This window comes from Acinetobacter sp. TAC-1 (assembly GCF_029025845.1).
Taxonomy (GTDB): Bacteria; Pseudomonadota; Gammaproteobacteria; order Pseudomonadales; family Moraxellaceae; genus Acinetobacter; species Acinetobacter guillouiae.
This window is the reverse complement of the sequence record NZ_CP118892.1, coordinates 2792291-2815356: the sequence shown is the minus strand read 5'-3', so window position 1 is coordinate 2815356 and position 23066 is coordinate 2792291. Positions and strand designations below refer to the sequence as shown.

The 23066-nt window shown below is 34.1% G+C and carries 20 protein-coding genes and 1 tRNA gene; 15 read left to right on the top strand and 6 right to left on the bottom strand.

All coding sequences use genetic code 11. From position 1 onward, the window contains the following. Nucleotides 1-47: 47 nt before the first annotated feature. The 3 genes from PYV58_RS13185 to epmB are packed head-to-tail and all read right to left on the bottom strand — an operon-like array spanning nt 48 to nt 5049. Nucleotides 48-2285, bottom strand: coding sequence for an EAL domain-containing protein (locus PYV58_RS13185; protein ID WP_034611884.1), 2238 nt, complete (start codon nt 2283-2285; stop codon nt 48-50). Continuing rightward, a complete protein-coding gene (locus tag PYV58_RS13180) occupies nt 2267-4018 on the bottom strand; it encodes a hypothetical protein (RefSeq protein WP_034612070.1) in 1752 nt (583 codons plus the stop codon). The genes PYV58_RS13185 and PYV58_RS13180 overlap by 19 nt, the downstream gene beginning before the upstream one ends. A 14-nt stretch (nt 4019-4032) precedes the next feature. Continuing rightward, nucleotides 4033-5049: an EF-P beta-lysylation protein EpmB gene (gene epmB / locus PYV58_RS13175; RefSeq protein WP_034611889.1), complete on the bottom strand. Its 1017-nt coding sequence runs from the start codon at nt 5047-5049 to the stop codon at nt 4033-4035. A gap of 341 nt (nt 5050-5390) precedes the next feature. On the opposite strand from epmB, the gene efp reads away from it, so the two are divergent. The 9 genes from efp to PYV58_RS13130 all read left to right on the top strand — a co-directional run bounded on the left by efp (nt 5391) and on the right by PYV58_RS13130 (nt 14791). Continuing rightward, nucleotides 5391-5960: an elongation factor P gene (gene efp / locus PYV58_RS13170; protein ID WP_004721246.1), complete on the top strand. Its 570-nt coding sequence runs from the start codon at nt 5391-5393 to the stop codon at nt 5958-5960. Between the two features lie 398 nt (nt 5961-6358). Further along, nucleotides 6359-8458, top strand: coding sequence for a carbon starvation CstA family protein (locus tag PYV58_RS13165; RefSeq protein ID WP_004820734.1), 2100 nt, complete (start codon nt 6359-6361; stop codon nt 8456-8458). A 32-nt stretch (nt 8459-8490) separates the two neighbouring features. Further along, complete coding sequence (locus tag PYV58_RS13160; protein WP_004721243.1) at nt 8491-8793, top strand: YbdD/YjiX family protein; 303 nt, start codon at nt 8491-8493, stop codon at nt 8791-8793. Between the two features lie 197 nt (nt 8794-8990). Then, complete coding sequence (locus PYV58_RS13155; RefSeq protein WP_275059541.1) at nt 8991-10016, top strand: 2-dehydropantoate 2-reductase; 1026 nt, start codon at nt 8991-8993, stop codon at nt 10014-10016. A 142-nt stretch (nt 10017-10158) separates the two neighbouring features. Next, a complete protein-coding gene (locus tag PYV58_RS13150; protein ID WP_034611896.1) occupies nt 10159-11118 on the top strand; it encodes an AAA family ATPase in 960 nt (319 codons plus the stop codon). Between the two features lie 12 nt (nt 11119-11130). Then, entirely contained in the window at nt 11131-12039 is a 909-nt protein-coding gene (locus PYV58_RS13145) for a DUF58 domain-containing protein (protein ID WP_034611900.1), read from the top strand. Nucleotides 12040-12048: 9 nt separating this feature from the next. Continuing rightward, nucleotides 12049-14064, top strand: a complete 2016-nt coding sequence (locus PYV58_RS13140; RefSeq protein ID WP_034611902.1) for a DUF3488 and transglutaminase-like domain-containing protein — start codon at nt 12049-12051, stop codon at nt 14062-14064. A 44-nt stretch (nt 14065-14108) separates the two neighbouring features. Next, nucleotides 14109-14185, top strand: a tRNA-Val gene (locus tag PYV58_RS13135). A 345-nt stretch (nt 14186-14530) separates the two neighbouring features. Continuing rightward, a complete protein-coding gene (locus tag PYV58_RS13130; RefSeq protein ID WP_034611905.1) occupies nt 14531-14791 on the top strand; it encodes a hypothetical protein in 261 nt (86 codons plus the stop codon). A 329-nt stretch (nt 14792-15120) separates the two neighbouring features. On the opposite strand, the gene PYV58_RS13125 is transcribed toward PYV58_RS13130, so the two are convergent. Further along, the gene (locus PYV58_RS13125) at nt 15121-15588 is read right to left on the bottom strand and encodes a BLUF domain-containing protein (protein ID WP_034611907.1); all 468 of its coding nucleotides are present in this window, start codon (nt 15586-15588) and stop codon (nt 15121-15123) included. 39 nt (nt 15589-15627) lie between these two features. Next, the gene (locus PYV58_RS13120) at nt 15628-16077 is read right to left on the bottom strand and encodes a BLUF domain-containing protein (protein WP_034611909.1); all 450 of its coding nucleotides are present in this window, start codon (nt 16075-16077) and stop codon (nt 15628-15630) included. A 566-nt stretch (nt 16078-16643) separates the two neighbouring features. Here PYV58_RS13120 and PYV58_RS13115 point away from each other — a divergent pair. The 6 genes from PYV58_RS13115 (at nt 16644) to PYV58_RS13090 (ending at nt 20701) form a co-directional block, all read left to right on the top strand. Then, nucleotides 16644-16988 carry a hypothetical protein gene (locus tag PYV58_RS13115; protein ID WP_034611911.1) on the top strand — a complete coding sequence of 115 codons (345 nt, stop codon included), beginning with the start codon at nt 16644-16646 and terminating at the stop codon, nt 16986-16988. Between the two features lie 188 nt (nt 16989-17176). Beyond that, nucleotides 17177-17335 (top strand): DUF1328 domain-containing protein, encoded by a 159-nt coding sequence (locus tag PYV58_RS13110; protein ID WP_004721227.1) that lies wholly within the window; start codon nt 17177-17179, stop codon nt 17333-17335. 102 nt (nt 17336-17437) lie between these two features. Further along, nucleotides 17438-17707, top strand: coding sequence for a hypothetical protein (locus tag PYV58_RS13105; RefSeq protein ID WP_034611914.1), 270 nt, complete (start codon nt 17438-17440; stop codon nt 17705-17707). 23 nt (nt 17708-17730) lie between these two features. After that, the gene (locus PYV58_RS13100; protein WP_004820756.1) at nt 17731-17931 is read left to right on the top strand and encodes a hypothetical protein; all 201 of its coding nucleotides are present in this window, start codon (nt 17731-17733) and stop codon (nt 17929-17931) included. A 583-nt stretch (nt 17932-18514) separates the two neighbouring features. Continuing rightward, on the top strand, nt 18515-19126 hold the full coding sequence (locus PYV58_RS13095; RefSeq protein WP_004820758.1) for an NAD(P)-dependent oxidoreductase: 612 nt from the start codon (nt 18515-18517) through the stop codon (nt 19124-19126). Nucleotides 19127-20443: 1317 nt separating this feature from the next. Continuing rightward, nucleotides 20444-20701 (top strand): hypothetical protein, encoded by a 258-nt coding sequence (locus PYV58_RS13090; protein ID WP_004820762.1) that lies wholly within the window; start codon nt 20444-20446, stop codon nt 20699-20701. A 123-nt stretch (nt 20702-20824) separates the two neighbouring features. Here the strand turns inward: PYV58_RS13090 and PYV58_RS13085 are convergent, their stop codons facing one another. Beyond that, a complete protein-coding gene (locus PYV58_RS13085) occupies nt 20825-21703 on the bottom strand; it encodes an ATP-grasp fold amidoligase family protein (protein ID WP_034611917.1) in 879 nt (292 codons plus the stop codon). Nucleotides 21704-23066: the final 1363 nt, after the last annotated feature.

Sequence of the window (23066 nt, the reverse complement as noted above, 5' to 3'; positions counted from 1 at the left end):
AAAAAAGGTTGAGCATTTTAAACGCTCAACCTTTTTAGTATTAGAATTTATTGATCTTGAACATCAGTCAAGTGATCCAGTTTCTTTTGGAAATATTCACCTTGCAAGAATCTGACATCTACATTCCACGCATTTGCAAAAGAGTTCATATCATTTAGATTTTTCAGTAGCAATTCAATTGGCTTGATTGCATGATATTTTTCAAGAGTATGCTGGAATTGCGTCATAGTCGCATCACTATTAAGCTGCTTTGTAAACTTCTCATCCAGCGTTACTAAGCTCACATCCAATTGTTTTAAGATTGCTTCACTTGAAATGCTCGAACCAAAACGTCGAATTGAGATTTCGGCACCATGATCACGTAAAACGCCAATTTGCTTTTGAGTTTCTAAGATATTTTTTGCAATATCTTCCTCATCAAATTGTAAAATCAGTGGATGAGATTGGCGGCTTCCAACAATGGTCAATAGTTTAGAAATAAGCTCAGGGAACTGTTTGTCATGGAACAGCACATGACGATTTAAATTGACGATTAATTTTGCTTCTGGATATTGAGTGATAAAGTTATGTAATTGCTTACATGCTTCAACTAAAATCCAGCGATCTAATTTAATTGAAAGCTCAATATCATCATCTAAATCAATTAAATTACTTACTTTTTTCCACTGATTTTCAAAAATAAAACCGCTACTGACTTCATAGGTATTTAAATTGCTATCTTGTTTGTCATAAAGCTGTTGGTATTTTAGCTGAATCTCACCTTTTTCAAGCGATTGGGCAATTTGACCAAGAATCGCGGAGGTTTTAAAGATATGTGGCGCTGGCGTTTCTTGAATTTGAACTGGTTTCTCTACAACTGTATTTTCAACTTGAGGTTTTGGGGCAAATTCAATGGAGTTACTTTGTATTTGCTGCGGTTCTGCTTGATCTAATTTGGGTTCAAGCAATGACAATTCAATTTTAGTGTCTTGTAAAGTCGCCGTTAATTGTTGCTCGGATACAGAGTCTTTTTTTGCCAGACGATGATTATAAGCTTGTTCTAAAACGTCGTTAAAACTTGCTTCTGTAAAGCTGTTTTGCTGTATGTTTGAATAGCCAATCTTGATATTCAGTGGGTAGGTATGACCATCAATTTCCAATAATTGTGGTTTTTCTAAAGCATGCAGCCCATGAACACGAGATTCTAAAATGGTGTCAGACTCAGCTTGTAAAATCACTGCATACAACAACATATCAATTTGATATACCGTGGTATTGGTTTGTTCTTGAATAAAGTTTTTAAAGCCTTCTAAGTATTGAACGGCTGTTTTCCAAGGAGAAGTTAAAATATTCTCAGGACAAGCGGCAAAGCTAAACAGTACCAATGCATTAGATTTGGCAGGTTGGTTGATTAAAGCGTACTGAATTTTTTGCAGACTAGTTGCGACAGCACTGATGCTTTTCTTATTCGATTCGGATGATTGTGCTTGCGGTTTTTGACTTGCCGAATTGATCTCAATGGTGATTTGAATACAGTCTTCTTCATCTGAAGGCAGAAATTCAATTTTTAATGGATTTTCAGATTTAGCATTGCTATTCAGTGTATCAATTTCAAAACGTGCTAAATCAAAATTACCTTGAGAAATCTTTTTAAAACGTTGTTTAAAATCATTGATATTCTTTGGTTTTAAAATATCTAATACAGGCAATCCAATAATTTCTGCTTCATCTTTTAGACCAAACAATTTTAAATATTCAGCATTGGCTTGGGTATGGATACCTTCCTGAATTAAGGCAATCGCTTTATGTTGTTCTTCAACCAAGGCTTGAGCTTGATTTTTTGCACTTTCAAGATCGTTTAAAAGGTGCTTTTTCGCTTGTAAGGTACGGCTATAAGACAACGCACGGATTAGGCTAATATAAAAACGATCGGTATATTCTAAATTAACAACATCATAGATGCCTTTTTGAATATAGGATTGATATTGGTTGGTTTGATAATCTTCAGGTTTTAAGAACAAAACAGGTAGATCAATATCAGCAGAGGCTTGAATTAAGGTAATGGCTTGCTCAATTTTGATGTCATAAGCACGACCAAAAATAATCAAGTCCCATGAGGTATTGAGTTGTTTTTCAAAACTTTTTAAATCATCTAATAAAAGCGCTTGTACTTGATGATTCTTACTTTGAAAAAGATCAATAATTTGATTATAACGAATCTGGTTATCATCAATAATGAGTAATCTAGTTTCAGAGAGTTTTAATTTTTTCGATAATAATAAATTTCTCACTTTAAAGCTTCCCATACATCTTGATTATTCAAATTGGCAGATTGGTGTTGAATGAACTGATCAATGCGGTCATTTTCTTCATCATTGATCAGTTCAAATTCGTACTGAATAAAGCTCTGGGTAATTAACAATGTTTTTGTTAAATACACCTTAATTTCTTCAGTGTCTAAACGTAGATAAATTGCTTGCTGTTCTTTGAAGAACGGTAAATTTGGCAAAATAATAGAAACGTTGGATTCATTTAAGTTTTGCACTTGAACCATAAGACAAGGGTGGTAGTTAATCGTCGAACGATCAGCTGGAACTTTTACCGCACATGGGTAGATGTCTTGAGCTAAAACCTCTAAACCCACTTCATAGGTTTTTTTAACAGATTGTTTGATCCAACGAATGATCGCACCTTTCCATTTGTCATTGAGGCTTTCATTGACCAAGATAAACTCACCCGTGCGTAAATTTCGTGGGGTTTCATCTGACCAGCGAATACGATAACCATTTACACTGATATCCAGTACTTGGGTTTGATAGATCTGTTTTGCTTCACGGTCTAAAGTTTTGATTTGTCCTAAGTTCGATGCTGTGCTTGAACCTGTTGAAATCGATGAATGAATATTGGACTCAGACTGAAATGCATAATTATTATTTAAATTAAGTGTTTCATAGAAATTCTTAGCTTTGGATAAATAGAAGTGTGCGGTTTGTAAGCTAAAACAAATTTGAAGTTGTGCAGAGTATTCATAACGCTCATGTTGACGTTCAGTTGTGGTACCCAAGACATTTTGCACATGAAATTTTAACGCAGCAGATAAATAGATTTGCTCATTTTTAGACAGATATTCGTCTTTATGAATTGTTGAATTAATATGTTCAAGCAGATTCTGTGTAGAAATATACAAAGAAGTACGGAAATTTGCATGTTGTTTGCGATTATAAATTGGTGGAACGTCTTTAGAGCCATCAATCACATAACGCGATAAGCTGGTTTCTCTTGGTAAAATTTGGATCAGTTTGACCCAATCAAAAGTACATTGATAAAGCGCTTGTGTTTCTGAAGGGCGAATCTGGTGCGTATTAAAAATATCCAAAAGCAGCACTTGTGCATAGGCTTGCTGGATATTTTGAATGGTAAAATGTGTACCTTGTAATTGGTTGATATTAATATTAAATTCTTGGTTTTTAACCGCAAGCTCATAAAGATGATGTGTGGTGAGCCATTGATGGGTCAATGGACCACTGTAGAGCATTTGCTGTTGAACCAACAATAAACCAAGTTGTTCTAAAGCATAAAAGGTTGCAAGTGTACGCGCTGTTTGTAAATTTCGTTTTTGTTTAAAATTAAAAAATGAGAATTTATTTGAAACCAGTGTCTGATGACTTCTTCGCACAATATTGATATAGACGTTGGCAAAATAGGTACGAATTCTAGAGGATAAATCAATAATATGTTCAATACGCGCATTTTGAGAAAGACCTTGATTTAAGATGTTTTTTTCAAGGCTTGATAAAATGCTTTCGGTAATTGGGTGTAAAACTTGAATTAAATCAAAGCGTAGCATTTCGCTACAATCCAGCTCGCTGATTTCACAAATCGCTTTTAAGACCGACTCTGAGGTATCGCCAAGTTGCATAATAGACAGTGTGGCGACCCATGCATTGACAGATGCCACCGAATTTTCTGCAAAACTTAGACTTTCTCGTTGTAGAACCGTGATATTTTGAAAAATTTCTGAAATTTCTTTATTTATCATGAGCATTTCAACTCTTAAAAGGTTGTGACTCCAAACAGCGGTGTTTTATTATTTTCTCCCGCGACTTCTCGAACCAATTTAGGAACTAGATAACCCGGTAAACTGGCCAATACATCCTTATAAATCTGATCAATTTTTTCCGCCCCTAAATCGAAATGATGCGCACCTTTTACTTTATCTAAAACATGAAGATAATACGGTAAAATTTGTGCTTCAAAAAGTCGTTGACTTAAATTAACGAGAGTTTGTGCAGAATCATTCACACCTTTAAGTAAAACGGCTTGATTCAACACAAGAATATTTTGTTTTGCTAAATGAGATAACTTTGCACAAGTCAAATTATCTAATTCTGCAGGATGGTTCGAGTGTACCACTAGAATTACACGTAGCCTACTGTTTTTCAATAAAGAAACTAGCTCTTCATCGATTCTTTCTGGAATTACAATTGGAACGCGTGAATGAATTCTCAAGATCTTAATCTGACTGAGAGATTCTAGACGTTCTATCCAAGTGGCTAATTTTCGGTTAGATAAAGTTAATGGATCGCCACCACTTAAAATCACTTCATTGATTTCAGGATGAGCTTCTAAATAACCTTTAATGTTCAACCAGTCTTCATTTTTAGGTAAATTTTCTTGGTATGGAAAATGACGACGGAAGCAATAACGGCAGTGCACGGCACATGCACCGGTGAGGGTCAGTAAAAAACGTGATTTATACTTATGTAAAACCCCAGGAATTTGATTGGCTTGTTCTTCATCAAGCGGATCTGTGACAAAGCCTTCGTGTTCTTCCATTTCCAGATGATGTGGTAAAACTTGCAATAAAAGTGGATCTAGGGGATTGCCAACTTCCATCTTTCTGACAAATGCACGGGGCACACGTAGTTTAAATTGTCCAGACGCAAGGATTGCACCAGACAATAACTGTGCTTTAGAAAGTTCGAGTATTTCTAACAGTTCTAATGGATCAGTAATTAAATCACTGAGTTGAGATTGCCAATTTTGCTCTTGATATAAGTAATTTAACATGCCACGTGCGATAAATAGTTGAAGATAGGGGGAAAGCGGATGGTATTGCTTGTTCAGATTGAATCTGTCAGGCTCAATCTGAAATGTTTCACTGGAAAAATGCTTTCAGTAGAGCTGATTTGTATTGAACAGCTGTGAATCACCAATGAATCGAAGATTTTACCCTCAATCTGACCGAACATGGGTAATTTTTCATTGCTTCACGATGTATTGCTCATTTAGAATACGAAAAATGTAAAATACATTCTTTGCTGTTTGGAATGATCACTGTCACAAATCGGGTGATTTGCTGATAGCATCGCAGTAGAGATTTAAATTAGTAAGTTCGGAGTGTGCCTTTCATGGCCTATTATTCTACAAATGATTTCAAAGCTGGCCTAAAGGTTATGCTTGATGGTAACCCATGTTCAATCATGGAAAACGAATATGTAAAACCAGGTAAAGGTCAAGCGTTTAACCGTGTAAAACTACGTAACCTAAGATCTGGCAAAGTATTAGAAAAAACTTTTAAATCAGGTGAATCTTTAGAAGCAGCTGATATTGTAGAAGTAGAAATGGATTATCTCTACAACGATGGCGAATTGTGGAACTTCATGGATCCAGTATCTTTCGAACAAATTGCTGCTGATAAAGTTGCAATGGGCGATGCTGCAAAATGGTTAAAAGACGATTCAAACGAAAAATGCACAATTATGTTATTTAATGGTATTCCATTAAACGTTAGTGCACCAAACTTCGTTGTATTGAAAATCGTTGAAACTGATCCAGGTGTTCGTGGTGATACTTCAGGTGGTGGTGGTAAACCAGCTAAACTTGAAACGGGTGCAGTTGTACGTGTTCCATTATTTGTACAGCAAGAAGAAAGCGTTCGTGTAGACACTCGTACTGGTGATTACTTAGAGCGTGCTTAATCATTTTATTGAAAAATGATGACGCTGAGGGATGATGAAAATCATCCCTTTTTTATTGCGCATAGATTGAGTTGGTATACGGCTTTTTAAAAGTACAAGCCTTTATAAAAATAGCGAACATCGACTAAATTTTCGACTAAAGTCGTAGATCGACAGCCTATAATTAATAGTAGAGTCAGAGAGTCAGATGATTACATTGATGATAAAAATAACAAAGTCGCGATTTAAGTCACTGTGATGTCATGCTAATAGTACATATTCAGACCAGTTTTAATGCCAAAGTCTTAGATGAAAACAAAAAAATGAGGAGTAGAGTCACCAAGGAATGAGTCACGGAAATGCATTACGCTTTATAAAAACAATGGAACTGCTTTTTGTAATCAAGATGTGAGGTTTTAATGGAAAATATTCAAACAAAATCATCACCCTTATCAAAATTGATCTGGGTGATTGTCGCCATAATTGGTGCAGTATCTTTTGGAATACTTGCAGTCAGCAAGGGTGAGCATGTCAATGCGGTTTGGCTAGTGCTTGCAGCGATATGTGTCTATAGCATCGCTTATCGTTTTTATAGTTTATTTATTGCGACCAAAGTTTTTGAACTGAATCCTCGGCGATTAACACCAGCACATCGTTTAGCAGATGGCTTGGATTATGTCCCGACCAATAAATATGTACTTTTTGGTCACCATTTTGCTGCTATTGCAGGAGCGGGGCCATTGGTTGGGCCTATTCTTGCTGCCCAAATGGGTTATCTACCAGGAACAATTTGGCTTTTGGTCGGGGTTGTTCTTGCTGGTGCAGTTCAGGATTTCTTGGTTTTATTTATCTCTACACGTCGAGACGGGCGCTCACTTGGTGAAATGGCAAAGCAAGAGCTGGGTTCATTTGCTGGTGTGGTGGTGATGCTTGGTGCATTAGGTGTGATGATTATCATCCTTGCTGTATTGGCATTGGTGGTGGTGAAAGCACTGGCACATAGTCCATGGGGCGTGTTTAGTATCGCAGCGACGATACCAATTGCCTTATTTATGGGCATCTATATGCGTTATATCCGTCCGGGCAAGATTGCAGAAGTTTCTATCATTGGTTTTGTGTTGATGATGGCTGCAATTGTTTATGGTGGAAATGTTGCTGCGGATCCTTATTGGGGACCATTTTTCACCTTAACTGGAACACAACTTACCTGGGCACTCATCATTTATGGATTCGTGGCTTCGGTTCTACCTGTTTGGCTGTTATTAGCACCACGTGATTATTTATCAACATTCTTGAAAATTGGTGTAATTGCAGGTTTAGCAGTGGGTATTATTGTTGCAATGCCAATGTTAAAAATGCCAGCTGTTACGCATTTTGTTGATGGTACTGGTCCTGTATTTGCTGGATCTATGTTCCCATTCTTATTTATTACCATTGCTTGTGGTGCGATTTCTGGTTTCCATGCCTTAGTCTCGTCTGGAACTACACCTAAACTGATTGATAACGAAGTCAATATTCGTGTCATTGGTTATGGCGGTATGTTGATGGAATCATTTGTTGCAATCATGGCAATGATTTGTGCAACAGTGCTTGAACCAGGTGTTTATTTTGCGATTAATGCACCAGCGGCAGTATTGGGTACTACAGTAGAGAGCGCAGCAGAAGCAGTACGTACACTTGGTTTTGTGGTTACACCTGAAACTTTGAGCTTGCTGGCAAAAGAAGTGGGTGAAAGTACGATTCTTTCGCGTACTGGTGGTGCGCCAACATTTGCAATTGGTATGGCTCACATCATCACGGATATTTTTAATAATCGTTCAATGATGGCGTTCTGGTATCATTTTGCGATCTTATTTGAAGCGCTGTTTATCTTAACTGCTGTCGATGCAGGAACACGCGCATGCCGTTTTATGGTACAGGATACGGTGGGTATCGTTGTTCCAGCACTTAAAAACTCACACAACTTTGTGGGGAATATGATCGGTACAGCGGTTGCTGTCGCTGGATGGGGCTTCTTTGTTTATCAAGGTGTAGTCGACCCGCTTGGTGGTATTAACAGCTTATGGCCTCTGTTTGGTATCGGTAACCAAATGCTTGCGGCAATGGCTTTGATCTTAGGTACAGTGATTTTATTTAAAATGAAGAAAGAGAAATATGTATGGGTCACCATTATCCCAACAATTTTCTTATTCATTACCTGTATGACTGCCGGTTGGCAAAAAATCTTCCATACCAATCCTAAGATTGGATTCTTGGCTCAAGCGGATAAATTCTCAACAGCAATTGCCAATGGTGAAATTTTAAAACCAGCCAAAACACTTGAAGAAATGCAAACCATTGTATTGTCCAATCAAATCAATGCTGCACTGTGTGCATTCTTTATGATTGTTGCGATTGTGATGCTGTTTGCTGCTATTGGCGCAATTCGTCGTGCATTGGCAAGTCCTACACCAACAGTAAATGAAGCTCCAGCGGTATACGCAGATCCTGAAGAAGTGTCTGTTTCTAAATCACACTAAGTTGATATTGCAGATAGAGTGAGAGGTGAGTGATGAAGCTTAAATTTGCTCAAGGTGGTAAAACGGTGATTTATAAAATCATCAAGATGACCATCATGTCGCAAAAGGAGCTAATTTTTAATCCTAAAAATTGGTCTAGAATTGCAACATTATGGACACGCTTACAACAAAGTTTCCGTTTGATGGTGGGTGTTCCAGATTATCAAAATTATCTGGAACACATGAAAAAGCATCATCCCGATATGGATGCAATGGATGAAAAGACTTTTCATCGCTATTGTGTAGATGCCCGCTATCCAACGGCTGGTGGAACAATGAAGAAGTGTCCATGTTGATGGAATGTATAAGTTGATTTAAAGCTTAAATAGAAACGGCACTTGGGTGCCGTTTTTTATTGAAGATGAGCGAAGTGATTTATCGGTTTAACGCAATAACAGCACACTTCATGATGAGACTTGTCGTATAACTGACAGTTGGCAAAGTCTAACTCCGCTAGAATCATGTAATACATATAAATGAAAAGGAGACTGCTATGAAAATCTGTATTTATGGTGCGGGTAGTATTGGATGTTATATTGGCGGTCGATTAGCAGCGGTAGGTGCTGATGTGAGCTTTATTACACGTCTTCGTGAATATGAAGAATTGAGGACGTCTGGTTTAAAACTGACAGATTACACTGGTAAAACGATAAAAATCGCGGCAAATGATTTACAGCTCAGTGTTGATCCTAAAATAGTCACAGACGCCGATATTATTTTTGTATGTGTAAAATCGGCTGCGACTGAGCAAGTGGCCAAGGAGCTTTATGACAACTTGGGCGCACACAGACCCTATATTGTGAGTTTTCAAAATGGGTTGAGTAATGTTCCAATTTTAAAGCGGATTTTAAAACATCATAGGATTTTAGAAGGCATGGTGCCTTTTAATGTTGCAGTTCAAGCAGTTGGGCATTTTCATCAAGGGACATCTGGCGCGTTGCATGTGAAAGCGTATATACAGCAACAGGCTTTAGCCAAGCTTTTTAAACAAGCTGAATTAGAGATTGTTTTTGATCAGGATATGCTTGCGGTGCAATGGGCAAAAATTTTGCTGAATTTAAATAATTCAATCAATGCTTTATCAAAGTTACCGTTAAAACAACAATTGTCTAATCATCAATATCGACAATGCCTTGCTATGGCACAACAAGAAACGTTACATCTCTTAGATTTAGCACAAATTAAGCCAGCAAAACTCACAGCAATTTCGGCACATCTATTGCCTAAAATAATCAGTTTGCCCAATTTCGTTTTCAAAATATTAAGCCGTAAAATGTTGGCAATCGATCCCTTGGCGCGTTCATCTATGCAAGATGATTTGATGGCAGGGCGAACAACAGAAGTGGATTGGATCAATGGCGAAGTTGTTCAGCTCGCCCAACAATTAGGTAAACAAGCGCCTATCAATAAAACCTTAATCGAATTGATTAAACAGGCTGAAATTTCAGGAAGTGAATTTTCAATTGGTGCGCACGATTTAAAAACAAAGTTAGAACATGCCGCAAAATTAAAAGTTTAAAATTTTGGTTGATGGGGGGATGCTATAAATGTTGAAGTGTATTCAGCAAATGAAAATAAGAATTTATCGCAGTCAAGATTGAGTATTCCTTAAAACCGTGTATGTTAAGGAAGTTACAATAATTTTATTGGGGAAATAAAAGGTGATTTGGGGAACAACACAAGTAAAAGCATCAGAACAACATAGCACTGTATCAAATTTAGACCTCACTCAGTTTTACCCAAAAATTGATGACTTTTTAAGTCAAATCAACCAAATTATTTTAGATAAAAGTCATCAGACTAAACTGGCACTCTGTAGTCTATTGGCTAGTGGACATTTACTTTTTGAAGACTTACCCGGACTTGGAAAAACCACCTTAGCCAGCAGCTTGTCTCGTCTTGCAGGTCTCGATTTTCAACGGATTCAGTTTACCAATGATATGCTTGCAAGTGATGTGATTGGGATCAATATGTTTAATCAAAAAGAGCATCAATTTGAGTTTAAACATGGTCCAATCTTTACCCAAATTCTGCTTGCAGATGAAATTAACCGCTGTAGCCCTAAGACCCAAAGTGCTTTGCTTGAAGCAATGGAGGAGGGCAATGTTACTATAGATGGTACACGTTACCCTTTACCACAACCATTTTGGGTGATTGCAACGCAGAACCCACTTTTTCAAAGTGGAACCTATAGTTTGCCTGAATCACAACTTGACCGTTTCTTGATGCGACTGTCTTTAGGCTATCCATCACGCGCAGCAGAAAAACTATTATTGCAGCAAACCTCGCGCCATGATTTGATTAAAAAGTTGCAAGCGATTTTCCAACATCAGGAAATTTTGCAATTACAATGTATGGTAAATCAAATTACATTGAGTGATGTTGTTTTTGAATATATGCTTGATCTAGCAGAAGAAACACGTAAAGGTCGTCATGGCTTATCTCCACGTGGGTTATTGGCGTTAAAAAAATCAGCACAAGCCTATGCCTTGATTGAAAAAAGACAATTTGTAATTGCAGATGATGTACAAGCAGTGTTTGTTGCTGTGGTGTCGCATCGTATAGGATTAGGTGAATCTGAGACACGAGCACTTATGCAAAAAGTTCCTGTAAAGGGCTAATTGGAAACGCTTATGTTAGGTCAACGATTTGTTAAATGGCTGCATCTTCGGTTTCGCTATACAGGAACCCGTACACTGAAACAAAACCAAGTGTTGGTGTTTATGTACCAGCAAGGTTTTCTGTATCTGGTCCTTATTCTGATTACTTTTATCGCTGGGATTAATTATGCCAACAATTTAATTCTTGGTTTTTGTTTTTTAATCAGTGCAATTTTATGTATTAGTTTCTATCTCAGTTTTAAACAATTACATGCGATTACATTAGATGTGGTTGTCGATGAAGTGGGTAAGGTCAATGAAGCTTTTAAGGTGAGAGTTAACCTACAACAAGATCGTGCTACGCCTAAGTTTTTAAACTTTAAAATTGATGAACAATTACAATCTTTTCTATTTGAAGAAAAACAACAAAGTTTTGAATTGAATTTTATTCCTCAACAACGAGGGGAATTTTCAGTTCCCCCAATTCAAATTTACTCCACATATCCACTCGGTTTAGTGCGAGCATGGACCTATATTTATTTAACTGAAAGTTACTGGATTGCTCCTGAAGCGAAGTCTTTAACGCATCAATCACAGAATTATTCCAATACGGGTGAACCTGATTTAGATGAATTTAAAGAGTTAAGGACTTTTAAATCAGGTGATTCATTGCAAAGCATTTCTTGGAAACAGGCTGCGCGTGGACAAGGATTATTTGTAAAGCAATTCGATGATTTGGTTGATACCCATGCGATGCAAATTGAATATAGCAAAATGCCAAGCGCAGACCATGAAGAGAAGCTGAGTTTTATGATGGAGTTGGTCGATCGATGTCATCAGACGGAAACGCCGTATAGCATCATTTTACCGCATGCACAAACTGAAAATGGGATTGGAGAACAGCACTATATTCATATCAAAACCTTATTGGCGCAAGCGTGAGGATGAACAATGAATAAATCGATACAAATTTCAATTTTAGTTGTGCTGAGTTTGATTTGGCTGGCACAGCTGGCTTATATGCCTGTGGCATTGTCTATTTTATTCCTCATGAATATAGTGGCTTTGGCACTGTATTATGATAAAACCAATAAACATCAAGTCTATAATCTGCCTCGATTATTTACACAAATCCCAAAATTAGTTTTTGCACTTTTAGCCTTAGTCATCATTTATTTTGATTCCCGCACTTTTTTAGGCGTAGAAGCAGGTACAGCGGTTCTCTCCACATTTTTATTTGCGAAAGCACTGGAAACCAAATCAAAGCGTGACTTTATTATTCTGTTTAACTTTGCTCTGTTCGTCAGTGCCAGTTTATTTTTACACAGCCAAGCCTTTTGGATGGCACTGTTGGTTTTATGTTGTTTAATCAGCTGTTTGGTTGGACTGTATCGTGTACAAATCGCCAATTTTGAAATAGAGCAACCTGTTTTCCAGTCACTTAAAAGTGATTCATTGCATATTCTTAAATTTATTGCTTTGGCACTGCCATTCTTTGTTTTACTGTTTATGTTTTTCCCGCGTTTGCCACCACTTTGGCAAATCCCCATTCCCAATAATAAAGCGGTAACGGGATTAAGTGATCGCATGTCACCGGGTGATATTGCTGAGCTTTCACAGTCAAGTGCATTGGCATTTCGAGTTATTGGCAATATGAAGCAATTGCCAAATCGTAATGAGTTGTATTGGCGAGCGATGGTACTTGATCGTTATGATGGTACAACGTGGACAAGTGAGTTTGCCAATAAACAGGTAAAAGCTTATTCCAAGATCGCAGGGCAGATTGATGGATTTCATTATCAATATCTTGCCAGTGATCCAAGTCAGCAATGGATTACCGGTTTGGAAAAGTCCATTCCAATAGAACAACGTTTTGAGTTACACGAAGACTGGTCGATTACACCTAAACGACTGGTACAGCGTACCCAGCCAATTGAATTGCAGTGGGTGGGGAATCGGGTTCGAGATATTCAGGATGCACATTTTGAACAGATGATGCTGAAAAATAACCTCAGTTATCCGAAAAAGAGTGATCTACAAGCCCAGAAGTTTGCTTTAAATCTGTATCAGCAGAGCCAGTCTAATCCTGAAGCTTATATTCAGAATGTATTGAACTGGTACAAGAAAGAAAAGTTTGTTTATACACTTGCACCAGGAAGGTTGGGGAATAACCGCGTTGATGAGTTCTTGTTTCAATCTCGGCAGGGGTTTTGTGAACATTATGCCTCAAGCTTTGTCTTGCTGATGCGTTATGTTGGAATTCCAGCGCGTGTGGTCACAGGCTACCAAGGCGGTGAGTTGTCTCCTGATGGTCAAAGTTGGGAAGTACGCCAGTTAGATGCACATGCTTGGGCTGAGGTTTATCAACACGGGCAATGGCAACGCATTGATCCAACGGCCATCATTGCGCCGATGCGTATTGATCGTGGTATGCAAAATGTGATGAATGACGATCGTTCGATTTTTGGTGATGCGGGCTATTCAAATTTACGTTTTCAGCATTCATCGCTGCTTAGAACGCTGCGTGTTTGGAGTGACTATGCTAGTTTTCAATGGCAGAGTAAGGTTGTCGGTTACGATGCAGAGAAGCAAAGTGGCTGGATGAAGAAGCTTGGCTTAACATCGGCTTATAGTTATGGTTTGGTTTTAATTTTTGGAATTCTTGGATTACTGTTGATCTATTGGGGTGTGACGCAATTTTGGCGCACTCGTCAAATGTCAGCGCTTGAGCGAATCATTGCTCAATTTAATCATCAATTATCTGAGGTTGATCAAAAAGCAGAGTCAGAAACCTTTCAACAATGGATGCAGCGTTTAGCCTTGCAGACTGAACAAAACCATCTGTTTGAACAAGTGAATCAGATTTTTCAAAAAATTGTCTATTTAGGTAATGAAAATCAACAGGATATTCAAAATATCAAGAAATTGCTTAAAGAGTGTGCGAATGCATTAAAAGTGAAGAAATAAGGCTTGTCATCTTATTAAAAAATGAATAATATTCTCAGCACTTCAGGTGTATAGCTCAGTTGGTTAGAGCGCTACGTTGACATCGTAGAGGTCTCCAGTTCGAGTCTGGATATACCTACCAAGATTTTTAAAGACTTATAAGCAATTCAAAAGCTTATAGGTCTTTTTTTTGCTTTTGTTGCATCTCTATTATTCGTGAAATCAGAAAAATTGCAGAAAATGGCGGTATATTCAATCTATTTGCAATCAGTTAGTAACAAAATAAAAATATCGAGACCATGTAGCAATGCTTGGCGTATTTAAGTTAAGTACTAAGGTGCTTCAAACCTACCTTAAATTTATCTTAAATATAGAAAGAAATATTTACATTTAATCATTAAATTACATTTTTAAAAAAATCATAATAAAAAAAAGAAATAAAAATGAGTTATAGTCTAAATGATTTTAAATTGCAGGAATCACACTATTGAGTATTCATGAAATAGTACTTCAAGATGATAAATTTCATTTACATAAACTTGTCAAAGTTAAAGATAGTATTTATGACCCAGTCAAAAAAGATGAATCTACTTTGTGGTTTTGGATTTACTCAGATACATCTGAATTTTTTTACTTTGAATTATGGGATGAACTTGATCATGCAAAAATAAACGAAAATATTAATTATAAAAATTGTAACTTTAAAGTAGTTAGTATTAATAATAACAATAAAATGAATTACTCATAAAACTTAATTATATTAAAGATAAATAATTTTCATAATAATTTAAAACATTAACCTAATGTAAAAAACGATTTAATTTTATCTATTTAGGGATGGTAACAATACATCTCTATAGGTATAGGAAATTAAAAGTGAAAACTTAACAAGCAGCCATCAAGAGATTAATCCATTCATTAATTAGTCTCGGTTTGTAATGGCGCTGGGAAGCTTGTCGCTTTTTTAAATTAGTAAAAGCATCTATATCTGGTGAATCAGAGCAACTGGGTGCGAGTCAATCGGTCAAACTTTGAAATTCTTTAAAAGAGAGGGTCTATAACCCTCTCTTTTGATATTTAAAGAAAAGAGGAGATTCCTCGCTGATTTAAACCGACCTTTTTACGCACTCGAGTTTGCTTTTCTTTCAAAAGCTCATTTAATAAGCTATTTAAATGAGCATTATTGAGGGCAGCTGGCATAAATGAGTCATAGCCAAGCTGATTAAAAAATAAATCAACTTTTGAGCACTTTTGCACGTATTTCATTGACCAGTTTTTAAAACTAATTTTGTCAATATCCATGATTTCAAATTCAATAATGCTATTATGCCTAGCGTCATTTTTTATACTTTGAAATAACGCTTGAACTATAGACTTTTCACCTTCAAGACATTGAAAAAAATGATTATTGGCATAATATAGAACGCCAAAAATTTTATTTTTTCCATTAAAATCACGCGCAGTATTTAAGATAGCATTTAAATCTTCAATAAGGTCATTGGCTAATTCATTTCGAGTACTCGCATAGCACAATCGAATTAGCATACATCTTCTCTCAAGTCGCGTAGATTCATATAAAAAAACTTATTCATTGATATCAAAATTATATGGTTCCATAGCGTATTCACCCGCTAAAAGGTCGATAAAAGAAGGGATTGTCTCACTAGAAAGAAGAAATGGATTGAAATCATCACGATGATTTTCTAGGAAAAAGTCACCAAGTCTTTTATTGACAGGGGCAAATTTCATATTCCAATGCTTAAACAAAGCTATGTCGCATTTTTCGTAATATAAAATTTCACAATTTTGATGACGTTGATCTTTTAAAATTTGATTATAAAACAGATCATCAACCTTACTTTTATGCCCTTCAAGACATTGAACAAAATATCCATGTCCATAGTAAAGAACACCTGTGATTTCATTGCGAGAGTTGAAATCAACAGCTGTGTTAAGAATTTCTATCAAATCATTCTTAAGATCTGGATGAGTACTCGTAGCTTTACTTGCATATAAAACTCTTACAAATTCCATTAGAAGGCTTCCACGATAAATAATTACTTCGAACTAGTGCTAACGCTTTAATTTTATTAATAAGCTTTATGTATTCACATAGAAAGATTAGTAACGATGACTACAATACATTGATAATTAATCAAAAGCTAACAAATCGTACCAATGGGTCGAAACAGGAAATGTAAAGTTTTTTAACACTGTTTGAGTGTTTTGTTACTTTACAAAATAAATTTAGCCTATAGTTAAAATTAAATATTTGAAAATAAAAGATTTAATAAATATATTTTTAATTTCGCGTGGTTAAAAAACGTACAAATGTACGAAATTTCTCACAATCATGTAAGCCATGGATTATATCGCTAAATTTCATATTATTTATACTGCCTAGATACACCACAAGTGCTCATCATTATTATAAATCTGAATATTAATTTAAGGTGATTGTCGCTAACGCTTAAATTAAAATAATTCATTATAAAAATGATGTGTTGAATAAAAAGTGTTGTGTATTGGGGGAGTCTTCCCCCTTAGTCGGACAACTAAGGGGGGAGCATTTTTATAAATATGAAATGAGAGAGGATGAAATGCAAATTTTAAAAAATATTGTTATTTTTATTGTCTCTGTTTTGAGCATTTCATTGCTTATTATTATTTTTGATCAATTGGGGATGAATAAAAAACTCAACTTGTTTTTATCAGCTTTACTGTATGGGGTATTCATCACAATTTATTTGCAAAAGGTATTCCTAAGTCTATCTTACTTCTTAGGATTCTATAGCCTTTTATTCATGATAAGTTATTCTGTTGAAGTCATCGTCATGCTTTTTATTTCTTGCTCTGTTTTATTGATTATAAAAATGATTATGCCGAAATTAAAGGATACACGTGTCGATCGATTTTTTATTTTTAATAAATTATATAAAAAGTGAGTTTTAATGATTGCTTTTTATTTTTTTATTCAAATTTGATCTTACTTGATGAATTTAAGTGTTAATGTTGTTTTGAGTTGTAAATATTATAAACTAGAACATTTTAATCACATAAAATAACACTTGAATTAAAATATTAATTTATAGTGTTATTTTAAATCAAAATATATTTTAGGGAGTAATATAGTATGTTTCGTTGGGCGATTATCTTTGCTGTAATAGCACTTATAGCGAGTCTTTTAGGATTTGGTGGTGTAGCAGGTCTTTCAAAAGATTTTGCAGTTATTCTATTGGTTGTCGCTGTTATTCTTACAGTGATTGGTTTTATTTCTCGTGGAAAGGTATAGTCACTATAAACCATCTAACGATAGAATTTAATCATTCTATCGTTAGATATAATTAATTTGAAAGTACTTAAATCATTTAAATAAATTTGAACTGAGCACATTATGAAAAATATTAACTATGATTTTGTTTTAGAACAAATTTATAATTTTTTACTTTTAAGACCTGACTTTAATAGTAAAACAAATTTTGAGAAGATCGCTGAATATTTTAGAGCTTTAAATGAGGGCACAGATGATGAGTTCAATTTTGAGAAACCAAACAAAATCTCGGGTAAATTTGGCAGTAAAAAAAATATAGTAATAGTCAACGCACCCGAAATAAATAATAAAAATAATTTTTTGGAATGGGTAGATCGGCAAATAAATCTATAAGCTTTTTGATTAAGGGTATTTATATGCATCATAGACATAAGCGAAAAAAAGCAGCATTGATTTCAGAATGGTCAACTGATCAAGACTGCTATTTGATTGAAAATAGTTCATTACCTATTGAAATATTAAAAGATTCTTTATCATTCTCTGAAGAAGAAATACTTGAGAGAAAGATGCAGCTAGGATTAGTTCGCCAGCAACGACAAATGATGAGAAGCAGTTGAATCAAATATTCTAAGCTTCTCAATTCATTTTTATAATTTTAGCTTTAATTTAATCGGTCTAAAGTGACTAAGAGTTACCTCATAGAGTAACTTAACTAATCAAAACTACATCCTGAATATACGATGCTACACTCTTAGCAGTTTTTAAACATGAAAATTTAGGGCTGCGTGTTTAGCTACCCGAAGTGAATAATCATAACGTTTTTCTGTTTCTTGACCACCTTTAATGGGGGCAGTTAATGCAACTCAGCCATCTTAGTAGGTATATTTTAAAATAAGGCATAAACTTTATTCAAGTGAAAGCTAGTTACTAAAATCATTATTCTTAAAATAAATACTTATACATGAGAGCTATTAAAAAGTGACATTGTTTACATGATTTTGACAGAAAGTAAACTTAACTAATAATTCAAAATGGAGTTATATAGGTGATAATGGATTATCAATCTTAATCTATAAATTGTTGATTATTTCATATGTAAATTATTTATAAAATTTTAAACATTATAAGTTTTATATTTAAAGATTTATAAAACTATTTGATTAAAATTTTTGAATTATCTTAAATAAGTGAGGAACGATTATGAAGATTGCTTTAATTGGTGCAACAGGTATGGCGGGTTCACGTATTTTAGAAGAGCTTGTTTCACGTGGTCATTACGTTAAAGCCATCGCACGTAATACACATAAAGTACCAGATACAGAGCGTGTCTTATCCGTAGATGTGGACTTAAATGATCATGAAGCGCTTGTAGAAGCTCTAAAAGGGCAAGATGTTGTGATAAGTGCTGTTCCTTTTCATGGCTTAGATGCGAATGCATTGATTAACACAATTCGGGATTCTAAAGTTAAGCGTTATTTGGTTGTTGGTGGTGCTGGTGGATTGACTATTCCCAACAAAAATGTACGCTTATTGGATACAGATGACTTTCCTGCTGCGTATAAACCTGAAGCAGAAGCTGCTGTAAATTTCCTTGAAAAACTTAAACAAGTCGATGATATTGAATGGACTTTTATATCACCTTCGGCAGAGTTTGGTCCAGGAAAACGTACAGGAGAATTTCGTTTAGGCAAAGATGAACTTATAATTGGTAAAGACGGCAGTAAAATTTCAGCTGAAGATTTTGCAATAGCATTATCTGATGAAATTGAAAATAACAACCATATTAATCAACGTTTTACTGTTGGATACTAAGAAGAAGTGTATAAGAGCCCTCATTTGAGGGTTTTTTTCTATAAAAATTAAATTGACGATTTTAGCATTTCCTAAACTTATTTGTACTTATAAGTATTTTTATTTTAAATATTTTGGTCATTGCTGTAGGTCATTTTATTTATCTATATTGAATAAATATAACTATATAGTTTAAATGAATTAAGGATTGCAAATTTTAAAGATTGTGTTTAAAAGTTGAATGGACAATACATGTAATATTTTTATGATGATAAAACAGTTAATTATGGTTAATAAGCTGTCTGAAAAGTCATTGTGGATTACATTAGTGGTCATAATTGATATAAATAAGACCAAAATTAAAATATAGAACTTGCTATTGATATATGGATTTGTCATGAAAAGCTCTTTTTTGAATTGTTATACTATAACACTTTTATAGATAGACTTATATGCTGGAAATGTTATGAAACAAAAAGTATTCATTTAAAAAACTTTAAAAAACTTTAAAAAACTTTAAAAATGTCTATCAGTTTCTTAATTTAATCAGTAATTTTTATTTAAGTGTCTATTGGTTATAAGAATTTTAAGATATTGTTATAATCGTCTCTAAATGAGTCTTGTATGAAAATAGATGAACGCATGATGATAAATGATTTATTGTCATTGGTTTTAAAATCACTATCCTGAGTTTTATAAATATTAATTCATTTAAATCAATAACATTTTTGATTTTGTTGTCATTTGAAGATAAAATATTTTCGTGTTTTATTCATCAAACTTAGATTAGGTTGTACTTAGATTAGGTCATACATGGACTGTCTCGCTCTTGGATTAGTGCTGTGTAAAATGATATGAACGGTTGCAACCATTGTAGATATGACTTTAAGTTTTATATTTTAGACATCTGAATAAGTCCTTTGTAAGACCATAGATCAACATAAAATCCTCCTCATCCTAGCTTTCTCCCAAGGCGAGAAGGAACTTTCAATATCAATCTGATTCACTCAACATGATCATTTTTTGATTTATGAAAGATCTTTTTTAAGAACTACATGGGTATAAACATATTAGGAGATATAAGAATAGAAGGGGAAAATAACTAAAAATTGTTTTTTTATTGGTATAAAATCTCAAAATAGTAGAAATTTCAAAAGAATAGTAGTTGATTTTCAACCTAAGATTGAATTAGTATATCTATAAAATACGATATAGTGAATCGTAACTTAAGCACCAACGTCTGGATAACTGGTCTTTCTGATAAGTTAAAAAGTATTTGATTGGGGAGATACGAGATTCTTTATCTGGTTATGACTAGTGATTTAGGAAAGAGGGGATATGCACAAATTTTCAAAAATTGAGCTGGTAACAAATCATTTAACTAAAACGCTAGAGGATTATCTAAAATTAAAAATGAGCTGTGATGGCGTATATACACATACTACAAAAAAAGAAGATGAAAATTATAAAATTGAAGTCGTTATTGATCCACCAAGTGATGTTTTAGAAACCTTTAAGAATATAGCACATGACATCAAAGATTATTTAGATACTATTGATTATAAAGGAAAATTTGAGTTTAAATTTATTGTGTAGCGATATATAGACTACATGCAATAAGTTATATTTTATTGAATTAAACTTCGAGGGTTTTTTACTCATTTTTTATAATTTATATACCCACAAGTCCAGCTCTTTGTGGGTGTTTTTTACATTATTTTAAAATAAATGCCAATAACTGCCAAGTTTCATATCCCACTCTTTGGGCTCAATGACCATTCTTCCAGCATTAGGTGTTAGGGTTATTTCACTGAAATAGATATTATTTTTTGATATCAAAAAATCTATTCGACTATAACCATATTTCAGGCAGAGCGTTTGTGATAACTCAATTAAGATGCTTAGCCGAGCTGGTTTTTTTAAATATGCAGGGCTATTGCTTTTTAAATCAACTGTAAATGGTTGGAGTGTCCACGATGTATCGTAAATATTTGAATATTCATTTTTGAGACTATCTTGTACATCGACTTCGATAAATTTGGGTTGACCTTCAAAGCAATGGACTCTACATGTGGTAATGGTTAATTTAGTTTCTTGGTCAATCAATAATTCAACATATTGCTCAGCTAAAATTGATGGCTTAATATTTTTGTAATGCCATTCTCTTTTCCTGAAATACATATTTTGCTTTAAATGATGCGTTAATTTGTTTTGCGCATTTCTTTGATCAAATTGACACTTATCATTGCAGACGATTGCGCTGCCGCTATCATGATTGCATTTCAAAACAAACCTATCGGGCAGTCGACTAAAGTCAATTTCATTGAAAGATTGGTATACACCGATCAATGGGACCAGATGAGAAGAACAAATTTTATTGCTGATCACTTCTCTTACAGCCAATTTATCAGCCAATAAGGTATGTAATGGATCTCTTTCAAAAATCATTCTTGCTGTAACTTTTTCATTAAAACTTTTGGGTTGATCAAAATTGGGAATATAGCCAAGTTTATTAATAAAACGTTTGGTTAAATATTGCTTATCTGAGACAAAATATGCTCTTATAACTTTTGCAAAATAGGTGAGATTGTCAATCATTTGTCAAAACCCAATTAATGATCGTATAAGTATAAATAACCAAAGCTTAAAAAATTTTTAAAAAGCGAATGACTTTATGTATGAGTATTATAGTAATAGGCTTATTCCTCTAAATATTTCATATTTACTTTCACTTACGGGGCGATTGGAAAATTTATCGGGCTACGTTTTTGGATTATAAATTATTATATTTAATCAATATGTTGAATCCAGTTTTTATATGTGTGATATATTTGAATCAAGCGCGTGGTTATTGTAATCCATGAAAATTTAAGCTTTAGATCGCTTAGACCGACAATCCTTAGGCGATTTGCTAAGGATTTAAGCAGCCTGTTACATAAAATTTACGATACATATATCAAGCTTTACCAAAAGGTAAAATATTTTCTTGAATCTTAATATGAATTGTGTAAAATTTAACCAGTGAAGAAGGTTGTGCTTTTCACTTTGACTTGGTATTTAAGTCTTTAATAAACCCACCTATTTTTTAGGTGGGTTTATTAATTTTAGCCTAATCAATAAATGATAAGTATCTGGCTTCTATCTAAAAGCATAAAACGATTTGAAAAATGAATATTAGTATCGATGGAAAGCTGAATAGTTAAGCTTTATTGAAAGAATATTGAGGATTTAATGTGATTTTAAGCACACTTTTAATAAATATGAATGAATTCATATTTGGAATAGCTACTGTAAACGGATGTTCTGCTTTCTAACTTGACATCATTGGAGTTCAAATAATGCGCTATTTGATCCAATGATGTGGCCTATTATTGTTTTGCTTAAAATTTATACGAAGGTATAGGTTGTTTATTTATAGATTTGATGTAAATTCAGAACAACATCTTTAAAATTAATTCTTATGAATATTTGTATAGGCGGTCCCTGGCATGGAAGTAAGTTGCTAGGAAATGATAATAAAAAGTCTTTTAAAGTAAAAGGCAAATTACCCAATTCAACAACAAACTATTTTAAAAGAAAGATTCAGTTTAAAAACGTATTTTATATTTTTTGGGTATCTGATGAACTGATGTTATTAGATGAGAATGAAATTATTAAAAATTTTTTACTTAAAAAATTAAATATTATTGTTTAAATAAACTTCATATAAATGAAAGATGCTAAGGCGTCTTTTTTTATATTTTTTAATTTTGCCTTGCTGCATTTGGGTTACAGTGAAATGGTGATCATTTTGGATTATCCATGAATTTTCAATTTTGATTATTTGATAAATTATTTTAACAAATGGTAAAAAATATATTTTAAGTTACTTAAATTGTTTGATATTTTACATAATTTATTGTATAAAAAAGAAACAACAATAAAATGAGGGTGAAATCATGATAGACAAATCAATAAACAT